17 protein-coding genes are annotated in these 16,653 nt (G+C 31.5%); 11 read left to right on the top strand and 6 right to left on the bottom strand.

Annotation, left to right across the window (positions count from 1 at the left end):
- The first annotated feature begins 2 nt into the window (after positions 1 to 2).
- The 4 genes from IJI80_RS05185 to IJI80_RS05170 all read left to right on the top strand — a co-directional run bounded on the left by IJI80_RS05185 (position 3) and on the right by IJI80_RS05170 (position 3,918).
- The gene (locus IJI80_RS05185) at positions 3 to 263 is read left to right on the top strand and encodes a DUF1922 domain-containing protein (RefSeq protein ID WP_292788225.1); all 261 of its coding nucleotides are present in this window, start codon (positions 3 to 5) and stop codon (positions 261 to 263) included.
- A 259-nt stretch (positions 264 to 522) separates the two neighbouring features.
- Complete coding sequence (locus IJI80_RS05180; protein ID WP_365953878.1) at positions 523 to 1,863, top strand: hemolysin family protein; 1,341 nt, start codon at positions 523 to 525, stop codon at positions 1,861 to 1,863.
- 11 nt (positions 1,864 to 1,874) lie between these two features.
- Positions 1,875 to 2,816: a calcium/sodium antiporter gene (locus IJI80_RS05175; protein WP_292788221.1), complete on the top strand. Its 942-nt coding sequence runs from the start codon at positions 1,875 to 1,877 to the stop codon at positions 2,814 to 2,816.
- 151 nt (positions 2,817 to 2,967) lie between these two features.
- On the top strand, positions 2,968 to 3,918 hold the full coding sequence (locus IJI80_RS05170) for a calcium/sodium antiporter (protein WP_292788220.1): 951 nt from the start codon (positions 2,968 to 2,970) through the stop codon (positions 3,916 to 3,918).
- Between the two features lie 44 nt (positions 3,919 to 3,962).
- On the opposite strand, the gene IJI80_RS05165 is transcribed toward IJI80_RS05170, so the two are convergent.
- Entirely contained in the window at positions 3,963 to 4,826 is an 864-nt protein-coding gene (locus IJI80_RS05165; RefSeq protein ID WP_292788253.1) for a TIGR00269 family protein, read from the bottom strand.
- A 93-nt stretch (positions 4,827 to 4,919) separates the two neighbouring features.
- Here IJI80_RS05165 and IJI80_RS05160 point away from each other — a divergent pair, with 93 nt between their 5' ends.
- A complete protein-coding gene (locus IJI80_RS05160) occupies positions 4,920 to 5,222 on the top strand; it encodes an MTH1187 family thiamine-binding protein (RefSeq protein ID WP_292788219.1) in 303 nt (100 codons plus the stop codon).
- Between the two features lie 36 nt (positions 5,223 to 5,258).
- Here the strand turns inward: IJI80_RS05160 and IJI80_RS05155 are convergent, their stop codons facing one another.
- Entirely contained in the window at positions 5,259 to 6,353 is a 1,095-nt protein-coding gene (locus tag IJI80_RS05155) for a DegT/DnrJ/EryC1/StrS family aminotransferase (RefSeq protein ID WP_292788218.1), read from the bottom strand.
- A gap of 229 nt (positions 6,354 to 6,582) precedes the next feature.
- Here IJI80_RS05155 and IJI80_RS05150 point away from each other — a divergent pair, with 229 nt between their 5' ends.
- From IJI80_RS05150 to IJI80_RS05135, 4 genes are all read left to right on the top strand, one after another.
- Complete coding sequence (locus tag IJI80_RS05150) at positions 6,583 to 7,797, top strand: tRNA (guanine(10)-N(2))-dimethyltransferase (protein ID WP_292788217.1); 1,215 nt, start codon at positions 6,583 to 6,585, stop codon at positions 7,795 to 7,797.
- A gap of 460 nt (positions 7,798 to 8,257) precedes the next feature.
- Positions 8,258 to 8,737, top strand: a complete 480-nt coding sequence (locus IJI80_RS05145; RefSeq protein WP_292788215.1) for an Lrp/AsnC family transcriptional regulator — start codon at positions 8,258 to 8,260, stop codon at positions 8,735 to 8,737.
- A 440-nt stretch (positions 8,738 to 9,177) separates the two neighbouring features.
- Positions 9,178 to 10,116 carry a GTP cyclohydrolase MptA gene (gene mptA / locus IJI80_RS05140; protein ID WP_292788213.1) on the top strand — a complete coding sequence of 313 codons (939 nt, stop codon included), beginning with the start codon at positions 9,178 to 9,180 and terminating at the stop codon, positions 10,114 to 10,116.
- A 279-nt stretch (positions 10,117 to 10,395) separates the two neighbouring features.
- A complete protein-coding gene (locus IJI80_RS05135) occupies positions 10,396 to 10,632 on the top strand; it encodes a hypothetical protein (protein WP_292788211.1) in 237 nt (78 codons plus the stop codon).
- Positions 10,633 to 10,637: 5 nt separating this feature from the next.
- Here IJI80_RS05135 and IJI80_RS05130 read toward each other — a convergent pair whose 3' ends face one another.
- Together IJI80_RS05130 and IJI80_RS05125 are read right to left on the bottom strand one after the other, a co-directional pair.
- Entirely contained in the window at positions 10,638 to 10,910 is a 273-nt protein-coding gene (locus IJI80_RS05130; protein ID WP_292788209.1) for a zinc ribbon domain-containing protein, read from the bottom strand.
- Between the two features lie 105 nt (positions 10,911 to 11,015).
- Entirely contained in the window at positions 11,016 to 12,482 is a 1,467-nt protein-coding gene (locus tag IJI80_RS05125) for a sodium-dependent transporter (RefSeq protein ID WP_292788208.1), read from the bottom strand.
- 296 nt (positions 12,483 to 12,778) lie between these two features.
- Here IJI80_RS05125 and IJI80_RS05120 point away from each other — a divergent pair, with 296 nt between their 5' ends.
- Together IJI80_RS05120 and cofG are read left to right on the top strand one after the other, a co-directional pair.
- The gene (locus tag IJI80_RS05120) at positions 12,779 to 13,231 is read left to right on the top strand and encodes a DUF2120 domain-containing protein (RefSeq protein WP_292788206.1); all 453 of its coding nucleotides are present in this window, start codon (positions 12,779 to 12,781) and stop codon (positions 13,229 to 13,231) included.
- Between the two features lie 66 nt (positions 13,232 to 13,297).
- A complete protein-coding gene (gene cofG / locus IJI80_RS05115) occupies positions 13,298 to 14,428 on the top strand; it encodes a 7,8-didemethyl-8-hydroxy-5-deazariboflavin synthase subunit CofG (protein WP_292788204.1) in 1,131 nt (376 codons plus the stop codon).
- A 67-nt stretch (positions 14,429 to 14,495) separates the two neighbouring features.
- On the opposite strand, the gene IJI80_RS05110 is transcribed toward cofG, so the two are convergent.
- Complete coding sequence (locus tag IJI80_RS05110; protein WP_292788201.1) at positions 14,496 to 15,683, bottom strand: NAD(P)/FAD-dependent oxidoreductase; 1,188 nt, start codon at positions 15,681 to 15,683, stop codon at positions 14,496 to 14,498.
- Positions 15,684 to 15,810: 127 nt separating this feature from the next.
- Entirely contained in the window at positions 15,811 to 16,572 is a 762-nt protein-coding gene (locus IJI80_RS05105) for a class I SAM-dependent methyltransferase family protein (RefSeq protein WP_292788199.1), read from the bottom strand.
- Positions 16,573 to 16,653 lie beyond the last annotated feature (81 nt).

Below are 16,653 nucleotides of genomic sequence, written 5' to 3'. Positions count from 1 at the left end.
GAATGTATTTGATATTCAGATGCGACTGTGGAAGAGTTTTATACGCTAAAAAAGGAGTTGCTACAAGAAAATGCACTTGTGGAAAAACCATCAAAGTGAAAAGTCGCAGAATCCTTCAAAGGGTGGAAACTGCAGAAGAGGCATCATTAGCCGTTCAAAAGATGCAAGAGGAAATCTATGGGGGCTCCATGTTCAGCACTGCAGAGGAATTCAAAAACAATAAGTTCCTCAATCAAATTGATAGAAAAATGAAAGAATTATAATCAAATTTTATCCACATGATAATTTTAAAAATCATTAAAATATTACCAAAATTATGTAAAATATAGCAAAATTATTAACAAATTATAAAAATAATGCAATTCAAATGCTAAAAAAACATTAAATTTATAAATAGAATTAATAAATATCATATTGCTTATAATAAAATCTTTATATAAATAGAAACATATTACTATATAAAGAGAAATTATTTTTTAATTAAAAAATTTAAATTATAAATTGTTTAAGGACTTAATGGAAATGGACTCGATAATTATAGGAATTGAAATTTTAGTAATAATAATTTTAATTGTACTTAATGGACTTTTCTCCCTTGCAGAGATTGCTGTTGTATCCACAAGAAGAATTAGGATGCAAAAAATCGCAGAAGAAGGGAATAAAAGAGCATCACTTGTTTTAGAATTTATGGATAATGTCAGCGACTTCTTATCCACTGTACAGATTGGTATAACATTCACTGCAATTATCACAGGGGCAATTGGTGGAACTACTTTTTCTGAACCTATGGGTAATTTCTTAAGCCCATACATTCCTTACAGTTACCAATTAAGCTTCATATTCGTTATTCTTGTAACCACTTACTTCACAATTCTGATTGGTGAAATTGTACCTAAAAGAATGGCTTTGAATGACCCTGAAGGATATTCCTTGAAAACTGCAAAATTCATGCAAGTAAGCTCATGGATCTGCAAGCCAATTGTCAGATTGCTTGACAGTTCAACCAACCTTGCACTTAGAATTGTTGGTTCCAAGCCAAAAGAGGATATTGTTACTGAAGAGGAAGTCAAGCTTCTTATTGAAGAAGGTATTGAAGACGGAACCATTGCTGAAGAGGAAGAAGACATCATTAAAAGAGTGTTCCGTTTAGATGACCAAAAAGTGGATATGATCATGACACCAAGAAGTGAAATCATCTGGATAGACTTGGAAGATGACTTGGAAGAAAACAAGGAAAGAATCATTAGCAGTAAAAGATCCATTTTCCCTGTAGCTGAAGGAGAGTTAGATGACTTCATTGGTGTAGTTCAGGCAAAAGACTTACTAAGTGAAATCTTCTCTGGCAAGGATGTTGATATTAAGGGAACTGTTAAATCTCCATTGGTTGTTCCTGAAAACATGCTTGCAATGGACTTGCTTCAAGAGTTTAAGGAAAATAGGGAATATGTTCATATGGTGCTTGTTGTAGATGAATTCGGAAGTGTTGCAGGATTGATTACATTAAATGACCTTCTTGAAGGAATCGTAGGAGATATTCCAGGTATCGATGAGGAAGATGATCCTAAAGCAATTGAAAGAAAAGACAATTCATGGTTAATTGACGGCAGATTCTCTATTGAAGACTTTAAAGACTTATTTGAAATTGAAAAGGAAATGCCTAATGAAGTTGAAGATGGATACACAACCATTGCAGGATTTATCCTTTCACATGCAGGTAAAATCCCAGATACTGGTGAGATATTCCATGAAGGCAAGTTTACCTTTGAGATAGTGGATATGGATGCAAATCATATCGATAAAATCTTGGTAACAGTCAACGAAGAGGATGCAAATAGATTAGACCTTGAAAGCAAAGAGGATTAGGAGAAAAACTGATGGAATTATTAATTCAAATTATCTTACTTATTATCGGATTTGTACTTTTGATTAAAGGTGCAGATGTATTTGTAGATGGTGCAAGTAACGTTGCATATAACTTAAAGATACCTACCATCATTGTAGGTTTGACAATAGTGGCATTTGGTACAAGTGCTCCAGAGGCTGCAGTTTCAATTACCTCCGCATTTGCAGGAACCAATGCAATATCCTTAGGAAACGTAATAGGTAGTAACATCTTCAATATTTTAGCAGTAGTTGGTGTTTCCGCATTGCTTGGAACCTTGACTGTAGATAAAATCTTAATTAAAAGGGATTTCCCATTTTTAGTCATCTCTACAATAGGTTTGCTTGTAATAGCTATGATATTTGGAGAATTAAGCAGACTCTGCGGTATAATATTCTTGATTATCATTATCGCTTATGTTTATCGTCTTGTTCAGGAAGCAAGAAAAGATAAGGAAGCTATGTCTGAAGAGATTGAAGTTAAACTTTCAATTCCAAAAGCTTTCATTTACATAATAATAGGTATTGCAGGTATCATAATCGGTTCTGACTTGGTTGTAGATGGTGCAAGTTTCATAGCCAGCACATTTGGATTAAGTGATGTGCTCATTGGTCTTACCATTGTTGCAATAGGAACTTCATTACCTGAACTCGTAACTTCTGTAACAGCTCTTAAGAAAGGAGATAATGGTATTGTAATCGGTAATGTACTTGGATCAAGCATTTTCAATATATTATTCATTTTAGGTATAAGCAGTGCAATTATGCCAATGCCAATAGCACCTGAAATGATTTCTGATATTGGATTAATGACTGTAATTACAATAATAGGTGCTATATTCGCTTATAGTAAAAATGAAGTGGATAAAAAAGAAGGGGCAGTATTAGTTGCCTTATTCATACTCTATATGGCATTTGTCATTATAAGAAATTAATTTTTAATTTCTTTTTCTTTTTTTTGACAAGATTTATTTTGTTCGTTTATGATGAAATAAAACTTATTTTCATAAATTATAGTTAAATTCGGCAAGTTATTAATATTATAACAACTATACTTTAAAATAAAGAAGATTAGGAGAATTGGAAATGCTCCCAATAACAGAAATTTTTTTACTTATTTTAGGATTAGCAATCATAGTTAAAAGTGCAGACATATTTGTAGATGGTGCAAGCAATGTTGCATATAATTTAAAGATATCTGCTGTAATTGTTGGATTAACCATAGTGGCATTTGGTACAAGTGCTCCTGAAATCTCTACATCCCTAACAATGGTTTCAAATAATAATACCGCAGATATTGTAGGCAATATTATAGGAAGTAATATCTTCAACATTTTAGCAGTCATTGGTATTTCTACATTTATTGGAAGCTTAACTGTTAAAAAAGATATAATTAAAAGAGATTTTCCATTCCTAATCATCGCAACATTAGGCTTATTTTTAATAGCTATGTGCTGTGGGGAATTAAAACAGCCAATTGGGATAATTTTCTTGATAATAATCTTCGCTTATGTGATTTTTCTTGTCATGGAAGCAAGAAAAGATAAAGAAGAGATGGCAAAAGAAGGTGAAATTGAACTCCCTATGAAAAAAGCGATCCTTTACACAGCAATAGGTCTGATTGGAATTATAATTGGTAGTTTTCTTGTTGGGGATAATCCCAAAGCAATTGCAAGTGCATTAGAATTAGAAAATGGTGTAATCGGATTTACAATAATAGCAATAGGTACTTCCCTACCTGAACTTATAACATCTGTAAATGCATTTAAAAAAGGGGAAGATGGTCTTGTCATAGGTAATGTACTTGGATCAAGCGTTTTTAATATATTATTCATTTTAGGTATCTGTAACTTAAAGGTGCCAATCCCATTAGGGGACTGGTTGTATGGTATCCTTTTCATGACCGTAGCAACTATTGTTTTTGCAGCGTTTGCCTATACTCAAAATGAAATCAACAAAAAAGAAGGAATAGTATTGCTTATTCTATACATAGCATATATGTCATTTACTTGTTGTAGAATGATGGGAAGAATATAATATTAATTTTTTATTTTTATATTCCTAATTTGAAAAATTTTTAATTATTTATTTTGCTCATTTTCAACAATATCCTTGATTTCACAAGCTTTACAAATCTTAGCTGATGTTGGCTCACCACATCTTTCACATTCGTTCAGAACTGTTCTAATATTCTCTACATCCAGAATCTCCTTGAATGATTCCAAAACATTCTCTTTAGTTCCAGGATGTTTTGATTCTGTATTGTTTAAAAACTCTTTTATTTTAGCCCTTAAGGAAAGATTAGAATAAGGACATTCATCCAAATGAATCTCAATTCCATTGAGAATAGCCCACATGCCAACCTCCTTTTCAGGAGTATTCCATAATGGCTTTATTCTTGGAACCAACTTTTCATGAATCTGATCAAGCTCTGGACCGAATTTAGAGAACTTAACTGTATCTCCTCTTGAAAAGCTCATTAAGAATGACTGAATCTCATCATCAAGATTATGCCCAGTAGCTATTTTGTCAGCTCCAATTTCATAAGCTGTTTTATTTAATATATTTCTTCTAAATACACCACATGGAATGCAAGCGCTTTTAAAATAAGAATAGATGTCATCCAATGCAAATCCTTCCTCAACCTTAAAGGATTTTTGAATAAGAGGAATATCCAACAGTTTTGCATTGTTCACTGCTGCATCAATTCCATGTTGGCGATAGCCTTCAATCCCTTCATCAACGGAAATTGCTACAAGTTCAAAATCAAATCCGCAAATGTCTTGATAATTTTTAAGTGCATAAAGAGTCAAGACACTGTCTTTACCTCCAGACAATGCAATAGCTATTTTTTCACCCTCTTTGATCAATTCATAGTCATTAATCAAATCATTGATTCTGGTGAAAATCTTTTCATTGAACTCTTCTTTTTTTATGCTCATAATACCACTTAAAAATTAAAAACAAAATACTTTAAATTTTCTTAAAAAAAGTTTTTCTATTAAATTTTATATCATACAAAGTATAAAAAGTAAACTATGATTACAGCAGATTTATGTATTATACCTATGGGAATTGAAGAGTCCGGTGTTGGCAAATATGTTGCAAAAGCAGCTCAGATAATTGAGAAAAGTGGCTTGAACTATCAAATAACAGCTATGGGAACTCAAATTGAATCAGATAATCTTAAAGAGTTATATGAAGTTTGCGGAAAAGTTCAGGAAGCTGTTTTTAAAATGGGAGTTCCAAGGGTTTATACTGTTTTAAAAATAGATGACAGAAGAGATAAGGAAAACAGGACATTAGAAGAAAAAGTGAAATCTGTAAAAAATAGAATGTGAAAATAAAAAAAGAAAAAGAAAAATTAAAGAAATTATTTAAAAGAATTCTTTAATTGTTTTGATAATATAATCCAAGTCTTCTTGACTAAGTTTTGCATGAATAGGAAGGGATAAAACTTCTTCAACTATTTCATCAGTAACTGGAAGAGCTTGGTCATAACCCATTTCCTTATAAAGAACTTGATTATAAAGAGGAATTGGGTAGTAAATTCCATTTCCAATACCATTTTCAATTAAATAATCAGAAAATTCATCTCTTTTTCCATCTTTTATTTTAATTGTGTATTGGTGGTAAACATGTTTGCAGCCATCCTTTACAATAGGGGTTTCAATAGAATCTATATCAGCTAATCCTTCATCGAGACATTTTGCATTTGCAATTCTCTTTTCATTAAAGGAATCTATTTTTTTAAGCTGTTCTAAACCAATAGCTGCAGCAATGTCAGTCATTCTGAAGTTATAACCTAAAACATCATGATGATATTTTGTAGCAGAACCATGGGCTCTGAAGACTTTTGCATTTTCTGCAAATTCCTCATTGTTTGTGGTGATCATACCACCTTCACTGGTGGTCATGTTTTTGGTAGGATAGAAACTGAAACAAGCCATGTCTCCAAGATTTCCTACTTTAACACCGTTGTATTCAGCACCGTGAGCTTGTGCTGCATCTTCAATGACAATCAAGTCATGCTCTTTTGCAATTTTCATAATAGGTTCCATATCTGCAGCTTGACCATATAATTGAACAGGCATAATTGCTTTAGTCTTGTCAGTGATTGCTTCTTCAATCTTTGCAGGATCAATTGTAAAGGTTTCAGGATCTATATCAACAAATACAGGACGAGCACCAGTATATAAAATGGAGTTTCCAGTAGCTGCAAATGTGAATGGAGTTGTAATCACTTCATCCCCTTCGCCAATTCCAGCTGCTAAAAGTGCTACATGCAATGCAGAAGTTCCGGAATTGGTTGCAATTCCATACTTTGCCCCTACATATTTTGCAAATTCTTCTTCAAATTCAATTACTTTTGGTCCTTGTGCAATCATACCAGATTTCATTACATCAATTACTGCATTAATTTCTTCTTCTTCAATAACAGGACTAGCTATTGAAACTTTAATATCTGCCATATTTTCACCTAAATGAATAAAAAAAATTATTTAATAAATTTAAAAGAAATAAATTTAAAACTTTTAAAATTAATTGAAATATCAATTTTCAATATTTTGTAGTTAAATAGTTTATGATAGACTATTTATTTCTAATCTTATATTAGTTTTACTTAAAATTCTTAAACTTATTTAAATAAAATAAAAAATAAATATTAATTAAATATCAAAAACAACAAGGAACAATATTATGGAAAATAATCAAAATAACAATTATCAAAATAACTACAACACTGAAATAAGGGAGTATAGTGAAGATGAATTGAAAATCATCGAAGAGGGTAATGTTCAAATAAAATTCCCTGATTTTGATAAGGTTTCATCTGATGCTCCCGTTTTTTATAATCCTAGAATGGAATTCAATAGAGACAATTCCATCCTTGCACTTCAGGCATACCAAAGGGAAGTTGATAGGGAAATAAACATTTGCGATTTATTTGGTGGAAGTGGAATAAGAGGAATTCGCTATAAAAAGGAAATAGATGGAGTTGGAGATGTTTCAATAAATGACATCAGCCCACTTGCCAACGAATTTACCAGAATCAATGCAGAACTCAACGAAGTTGAAGTTGAAATAGACCAAAAGGAAGCGAATAACGAATTGAGAAGCAATATGGGGAGATTCGATGTTATTGACATTGACCCATTTGGGACTCCTTCACCATTTGTAGACTCTGCAGGATACAATCTAAAGAGAGATTCCCTGCTTTGCTTAACAGCAACAGACACTTCCTGCCTTTGTGGAACATATGAAGAACCTTGCATTAGAAAATATAATGCGCAACCATACAAAAGTGAATATTGCCATGAAAACGGCATAAGGATTCTCATTGGATTTGCTGCACTCACCCTTGCAAAATATCAAAAATACATAGAAGTGAAGATGTCACATAGCAGTGAGCATTACATGAGAACCTACCTTAAGGTAAGAAAAGGATCCAAAGCTACTGACGAATCATTGAAAAACATTGGATATATTGCACATTGTAATCATTGCCTATATAGAAGCGAGCACAAAGGCCTTGCATCAAGCATTCCAGAATTCTGTCCAGAATGCGGTGAAAAATTGATATCAGCTGGGCCAATGTGGTTGGGGCCTATTCAAAATGAGGAATTCATTGATTCTATGATTGAAATTGCTGAAGAAAAGGATCTTAACCAAAAGGAGAAGGTCTTAAAGCTATTGAATTCCTGTAAGGCAGAGGCAAATGCACCAAGCACATTCTATGATATTCATAAAGTATGTAGAGCATTAAAGATCAGCGCCCCAAAGTTTGACAAGGTATTCGATAAACTTAAAGAGGAAGGATTCATTGCTGTGAAAACTCATTACAGTCCTCTTGGAATAAAAACCAATTCAAGCAATAAGGAACTGATGAATATTATCAAGGAATTAAGCAAATAAAAAAAAGTAATAAAAAAAAAGTAATAAAAAAAAAGTAATAAAAAAAAAGTAATAAAAAAAAGTAATAAAAAAAAGTAATAAAAAGTGAAACTATACTTAATTAAGTATTCTAAAAAAGGATATTAACTTAAAATTGATTTAATGGAAGATTAGACGATTATATTAAAATAATCATTCTAAAATTTAAAATTACGAACAATAAATTAGTAAAATAAACTTTAAATATTTTAAATATACTTTAATTTAAAAATATTTAATAAAAAATAATATAAGCAAATAAGAATTAAATTAATCAAAAATTAGAAAAAAATAAGAAAAATAAGAAAAGTTTTATATATAAATTATAACAAAGTTAATATTGTTATACTTAATATAAACTTTTAACACGAAACTTAAATTGCAATGATTTTTAAAACCCCTTTAAAAATTGCAATGCAAGAAAAACTAAGAAAGTGAAATCATGTGTGCAAAAAAGAACGATGAAATAATCAAATTAGACGAAACTGATATTAAAATTTTAAAGATCATCAATGATGATGTTAGAATTTCATACAGGCAAATATCACGTGATTTAGGAATTTCCGTAGGAACTGTACACAATCGTATCGACAAAATGCTTAAATCTGGAGTAATCGAAAAATTCGCGCCAGTATTAAACCATAAGAAATTAGGTTATGCACTTACCAGTATCATTGGCGTAAACGTAAAAGGTCAAGAATTAGAAGCTTGGGAAGCAGAAATCTCAAACAACAAAAACGTTGTTGGCCTCTATGACGTTACCGGACAATATGATGCTATTGTAATTGCAAAATTTAAAGATACCGATGAGTTAGACAAATTCCTTAAAGAATTGCTTAAATCAGGTTGTATTGAAAAAACAATTACACAAACTGTACTTAACATTGTAAAAGAAGATATTGGATCAGCTAGTATCCTCTAAACTTTTTAAGTTCATTTAAATTTTAGATAATAATAATTAAATAATTTTTATAATTAAACCCCTTTTTTATAATTATGAAATTAATTAATTATTATTAAACTTTTTTTCACTCTTTAAAAAAATTTCTATTTTAATCTTTTTTTAATTTTTAATTAACTTCTTTTAAAAAAAAATGTAATAAGTATTTTTTAAAAGGTAATATTTTTAAGCTATTATCACTAACGAATTAATCAAATAGCCTTAAAAAACCATTTTATTATAGAAAATTATATTAAAGATTTATACAAAAAATATATAAACATACAATTATATTATTTTAAATATAGAAAATAAAAACTATTTATTTTATTATAAAAATTAAAAAACAATCGTTAATTGTAAAAATTATTGTAATAAAAAAATAATATTTATTTTTAATAAACTAAAGAAGGTAAACAAAAATGGTAGTTTGTCTCCCAGACACACAAGATGATGAACCACGTATCCCTATTCACTTAAGTAGAGTAGGTGTTACTGGCGTCAAAAAACTTTTAACTCTTAAAAGGAAAGAAAAAAGACCAATCATATTACTACCTACTTTTGATGCTTTTGTAGATTTACCAAGCACTCAAAAAGGTACACATATGTCTAGAACTCCTGAAGCTATCAGTGAAGTTGTTGATGAAGTTGCTAAAGGTGCATCCGGAGGTGTTGAATCACTTTGTGCAGATATCGTAAACAGGATGCTTGAAAAGCATGAATACGCTAAACGTGTTGAAGTGAACATGATTAGTGACTACATGTTCATGAAAGAATCCCCAGTAACTGACAACAGATCCCAAGAAATGGCTAAATTAATAGCTAATGCTGTTGGTATCCGTGAAGATGATGGAACCATCACCATTAGAAAAGCTATCGGTGCTGAAGTTATTGGAATGACTGTCTGCCCATGTGCACAAGAATCTGTAAGAGAAGTGGATAAAAGCAACTTATTAAAATTCTTAGATGAAGAAACCTGCGAAAAAGTATTGGACACTGTTACTTTCGCTTCTCACAACCAAAGAGGAGTAGGAACAATCTTAATAGAAGTTCCTGAAAAGGAATACATCGATGGTGAAAAATTGATTGAAATCATTGAATCCTCTATGAGTTCCCCAATTTCAGAGCTTTTAAAACGTCCTGATGAAAATGCAGTTGTAATGCGTGCTCATAAGAATCCTGTATTTGTAGAGGATTGTGTCAGAACAATGAATGAAAAGATCATTGAAGAGTTTTCATACTTGCCTGATGACACTTTAATCACTACAAGACAAGAAAACCATGAAAGTATTCACAGGCACAATGCTTATGCAGAAAAAGTTTCTACTTTAGGTTCTCTTAAAGAAGAACTTAATTTATAATAAGAAGTTTCCATTAAGTTTTTAACTTAATTTTAAACTTTTATTTTTTCTTTTTAAACACAGATGCAAATATTGCTTATTTGCTTAATTTAATATTAAAAAAATAAGATAATAAAAATATGAACTATTTTTAATATTTAATAGACCTAGTCAATATAAGGTTTATTAAATTAATTTTTTTCAATAATTTAGTATAATAACTTTATTAAAATAATTTTATTAACTAATTTATTAAAAAAACTTTTCCCCCTCATTTTCATAATTTAAAGATGCAAGTAAGTGCTTACATTCGAAAGACTTTATATAATCCTTTTAATAGATAAAAGAGTAAGCAGAATTATTTATTCTAAAAAAATTGGAGGAAAAATTATGAACACTATTTTACTTATAAGCTTATTATCAATCTTAAGCTCATTAGCAATAGCATATGTTTCTTTTATTTTTGCTAAATCAGAAGAAGCAAAAATTGTTAATGAAATTCAAATTAAATATCCAAATACCATGTATTATGGATAAATAATTTAATCTTTTGACCATCTTTTCAATTGAGGGAAAACCTCATTCATCATTTTAGAAGCTTCTGACTTATCGATTTCAGGATGAACTTCAACCATCTTTTCAATGCAGAAATTCATCATCTCTTCCATAGTCATGTCAGAAGTGAATTCGCCATCTTTAAAGCAGTAGATGCAGTAATCCTCATTTTTTGATCCATCTGCATTGGTTCCAAAAAGCTCTTCAGTCATAGGCATAGCACAGGATTGACAGAATTTTTGATTTTCAAAATTTTCCATAATATCATTTCCAAAATAATTAATGAATATATTATGAAAATTAGTGCTAATATAATTTTTGATAGGGCATTAAAAAACTATTTTTAATGAAAATAATCATGATTATTATTCTTTAGAATCTTGACCATTAGGTCTGACCTTAACGAAAAATATTGAAAATCCTAATACAATCACAGAAATCAAAAGATATATTCCTAACTTAAATAAATCCACTTCATAGATCAATTGAGCTACACCAATAATCCACATGATAATCAACATTAATGGAAGAATATACTTAAGGGTGAATTTCCATTTCTTCCCAACTTTAATAGAGGAATTCTTATTTAAAACAGGAATTATTTCATCTATATCAAAATACCAAGTGAATATTATTGCCTGCAATGCTATTAAAATCAAAAATCCGAATTCATTGACAAAAGTATCAGTTACTTCAACTAAATAACTGCTAATTCCAGTTGAAAATAGCAATGATCCGAAACATGCTATGATAACTAAAACAGTAACTCCTTTTTTACGAGACCAGCCAAGTTTTTCACAAAGTGAGGACAATAATGGTTCAACTAATGCCAATGATGAAGTGAAACCTGCAAATAATACTGATAAGAACAGCAATGGCGCCATAATTCTTCCAACAGGACCCATTACATCAAAAATTTCCGGAAGAACAACAAAGATTAGGCTTGTCCCTTCAGTAATCAGTTCAGTTATAGGAATTGAATGTGTTACAGACATGTACCCTAAAATGGAAAATATTCCCAATCCTACAAATATCTCATAAATGGAATTGGCTACAACTACCATAAGCACATTGTCAATCAATCTTGTTTCTTCAGATAAGTAAGATGCATATGTATAGGCAATAGCTTCCCCCATACTTAAAGAGAACACTATTTGAGCAAATGCTGCAAGCCATATATTTATGTCCAAAAGCATATTCCAGTTTGGAGTAAACAAGGTTTTCAACCCTAAATCGAATCCGGGCAAGGTTAATGAGTAAAGAAGAATCACTGACATTATAATGAAAAGCAATGGCATTAAAATCTTTGATATCAAACCAATACCCTTATCAACATCATTGTTTGAAACAAACCAAAATAAAGCCCATAATATTATACATCCGAAAAAGGTAGGCAATATTATAGATCCTATACCCATCAAATCAGAAGATCCTCCGACGCTTGATGTGAAAAAGCTGGATGGATAAGTTCCCCATCCAAATGTAAAACTATTCAGGAAATATATGAAATCCCAGCTTAGAATAACCATATAGTAAATTGCAACGATGAAAACAAATATTACTAACATCCAAGCGATTATCTCAAATTTTGGATTGGTATCATGCAAAAGCTTTGAAAAGCTCTCTTTAAATTGGAATCCCAATCCGTATTCTAAAATTAAAAATGGAATTCCCATTACAACAATTGCAATGAAATATGGAATGAAAAAGGATCCTCCTCCATTATTGTAAAATACATAACTAAAACGCCAAATATTCCCAATACCTATTGTAGCACCCATCATTGCAAATACAAATGTTAGCTTTGAGCCCCATCCTGAATGTTTATTCATAGAATCACTTTAATTGAATAAAATTAGTAAAATCGTCTATAAAAATGTTATTATATAAGAAAATTCAAATTAATTTTGAAAACTAATATAATTTTTAGCAAATATGCTTTCTATGTTTATTTTATATATTTTTTTATATAATTCTTATGAAATCAATTTCATTTGAAAACACAACCCTATTTTGTAAAATTTATATACTATCTAAATTAAAAATAACTATATATTTTTTATAAAAAATAATTAAAAAGATAATTAAAAAGTTATTAAAAAAATATTTTGAATAATAAAGTGATTTTATGTCAGACGTATTATTAAAAACTACAGGGAAAATTATAGGACATTTCAATGCATTTAAAGGTTCCAGACCTGCATTTCATGGGGAACATGTTGTTATCGTAAGAGGAATAAGCCGTGACCCAATCGAAATTAATGAAATGGAAACTAAATTGGGAGAACTTGAAGATATTCTCAAGGCTAAAGAGGTTGATGTCTTATCAGATGAAGGTAATGAATTTGTAGAGAAAGTGGATTCTTACATTAGAGATGGTGAAGATGGTGGTGTAGCACCAGATAGCGGAGGATTGCTCAAAATGAAAGAGCAATTGGAAGCTATGGGATTGCATGTTGAATACAAGCTATTCTTGATGCCTAATGTAGGAACTTTTGTTGCTATCTGGAAAGACAAATCTGGATTTGGCCCAATGTATGTTGAAGTGACTGCCACTGAAAGAGATGAAATTGAAGAATAATGATATAGAAATAGAAATAAAACTAAAATAAAATAAATATAAATCATCTTCAAAAATAGGTGTAAAATGTCTAATATATCCAATATTGATTTTGAAAATCTCAGTCGTGACGACTTAATAGCTATTTTGGAATGCAAAAAAGAGGACATACTTGAAATCATGTCTTTAGCAAACTCTAAAAGAGAACACAATTATGTCACATACTCTAAAAATGTGTTCATTCCACTTACAAAGATATGCAGAAATGATTGTGGATACTGTGCATTCAAGCAAAGCCCAGATGACCCTGATGCAATCATATTGCTCGAAAGGCAAGAGGTATTGGCTACCTTAAGGGAAGCTGAAAAGTATGGCTGCAAAGAAGCATTGTTTACAATGGGTGAAGATGCAGACACCGAAGAGGCAGTTAAAGCAAAGCTGGATAAATTAGGCTTTAAAAACATGTGCGAATACATCTATGACATCTGCAAAATGACCGTTGAAGAGACTGAGCTTCTTCCACATACAAATGCAGGAAACTTCTCATATGAAGATATGAAAATGCTTAAGGAGTGCAATATCTCAATGGGAATGATGTTGGAAAGTTCATCTGAAAGATTGATGAATACAATAGCTCACGAGAAAAGTCCTGGAAAAAATCCTAAAATACGTCTTGAAACAATTGAAAATGCTGGAAAGCTAAATATTGCATATACAACTGGAATACTTATTGGAATCGGTGAAACAAAGGAAGAAATAGCTGATTCATTGCTTAAAATAAAAGAGCTTTGTGATAAGTATGGTCACATCCAAGAGGTAATCATTCAAAACTTTACCGTAAGCCCTGGAATCGAAATGGAAAATTATGAAGAGCCAAGTCTTTTGGATATGGTTAGAACCGTTGCAGCTGCACAATTGCTTTTCGATGAAGATGTTTCAGTTCAAGTGCCACCTAACTTAAACTATGAAACAAGCCAAATATTCCTTCTCTGCGGCACTGACGATTGGGGAGGAGTATCTCCACTTAGTGAAGATTATGTAAATCCATCATCTCCATGGCCAACTCTTGAAAAGTTAGAAAAACTAACCAATGATGCAGGATACGAATTAAAAGAGAGATTGGCAATATATGAAAAATACATAAACGAAAAATATATTGAAAATCCAGATTTACTGGAAAAAACAAAAAGAGCACAAGAAGAGATAGACCATAGCTAATCTCTTCTAATAATAATTATTTAAGAGATTGAAAAACAATCTCTTCGAATTTTATTTAATTTTAAATCTATAAAAATATTCTACCTAATTTTAAAAGTGATTTTGGATCTGCTTTGATAACCACCTTAACGATATCTGTTGTAGTTAGCTTTTCAAATTCCATTTCCTTGAATTTATGAGCAATCTTATTGATGTCATCATCATCTAAAGTCCATAGATACTCAGTGACTTTAGTGTATTTTTGCATTTCAGCACCCATTTCATCCAAATAGAGCTCTTCATACTTCTTAAGGAAATTACTGGAACAGTCCCCTGCCTCTAAGGCTTCTACTGCAACTTCACCAGCAAATCTGCCACCTAACATACCATTTGTGATTCCGCCACCAGTCAAAGGATTCACTTGACTTGCAGCATCCCCTACAAGCATGATGTTGTCACCGTACATTTCCTTGACAAGACCCCCCACAGGGTCTCCACCAGCATTCAATTCAACTGCTTGAGCCTCTTGGGTTGCATAACAGTTGTCCACTGCATCAACAAGGTATTCATAAGCTGATTTTCGAGCCATGTTTGTAATGATTCCAAGGCCAGCATTTACAACATCCCCTCCTTTAGGGAATAGCCAAAAGTATCCTCCAGGAGCTACACTGCCGAAATAGAACTCAAGATAATCATTTCTTTTCATTTTGGCATTGCACATTTCATATTGCACACCAGCAACCATATGCTGTGGCTTTATGATAGCATTTAATCCTGCCCATTTGGCTACATGGGACTCAGGACCATCTGCTCCAATGATGATTTTAGCATGAATATCATAGGTTTCACCCATTGATTCACAAGTGACAATGAATGTTCCATCTTCCTCTCTTTCAAGGCCTTTTGCTTGGGTCTTGATTCTGATTTCTGCTCCTTCCCTTGCAGCTTCTGCCGCCATATGCTTATCGAATACCTTACGTTCAAGCACATACCCTGCATCAGGCAAATCGATTTGGTCTTCACTTAACCAAATATCTGTTCCATCAGGAGCAACAAATCTTACACCACTGATTTCATTAGTAACCCAATGAGGATCCATTTCAAGGTCTAATTTATCAAAAATCTTCTTTGAAACCCCTTCAGCACATCTTTTAGGAAATCCGATTTCAGATTTTTTATCCATAAGGATTACTTTTGCACCTCCTTTAGCTGCAAATCTTGCAGCGGAAGAGCCTGCAGGTCCAGCACCAATTACCAATACATCAGTTTCAATCATGATAATCCTTCCTTAGAATACTTTTAAACACAATAACTCTTTTAAATATAAACTAATCATAATATTTTTCTTTGAATATATATAATTTTTTAATATACTCTTTTAATATAATTTTTTTATAAATCTTTTAATTAATCCTTGCATCAAGGACTATATGCTCTACACCAGGAGCATACCTTTTGATCCTTTGAATGTTCAATACTTCAACTTCTCTTTCTCCACATTCCCAAGCAATCTCTTTCACTCGCTCATATGGACGGGTTTCAATTAGCTTATCAGGAACAGTTTCATGATAATGGATTATTCCACCATCCTTGACACATTCCATTGCAGGCCTTAAGAAGTGATGAGTTGTTTTAACATATCCCATCAACACACGGTCGGCAGAATATTTAGGAGCTTCTATAGCACAGTCCCCTAAAATTGGAATCATCCTATCATAATTAGCCTTTTCATTGATTCTGTTTAATTCAATGTTTCTCTTAAGGAAATGATAGGAATTAGGATTGATCTCAATTGAGTAAATCTGTTTCGCTTGACTGTGAACACCAATAGGAATTGAAAAATAGCCAATACCTGCAAACATGTCCACTACAGTTTCACCATCTTTAACCAATTTAGCTATTCTGAGTCTCTCATTGTTATTGCCTTTTGCCCACATCACTTTAGATAGGTCTAAATTGAATAAGCATCCGTTTTCCTTGTGAATTGTTTCAGTATCGTTTCCATAAAGAAGACTAATTGTAGGTTCTCTTTTTTGCCCTTCAATACTATCAATCTTAACAATTGACTTTACATTATGTTTAGAGGCAATGGACTCGAAATCATTTTCACTGCCGCTGAACTTATCATCAACTATTAGGATATCTCCAATTTTCTTCCATTTCAAAAAATCACCAGGGAATTAACTGATTCATCATTCATTTCTTATTCAATAATTATAGTATATTTTAATAAAATAAAATATTTT

Origin of the sequence: Methanobrevibacter sp. (assembly GCF_017432245.1) — an archaeon.
Lineage (GTDB): Archaea > Methanobacteriota > Methanobacteria > Methanobacteriales > Methanobacteriaceae > Methanobrevibacter.
This window is presented reverse-complemented; position numbering and strand designations above follow the sequence as displayed.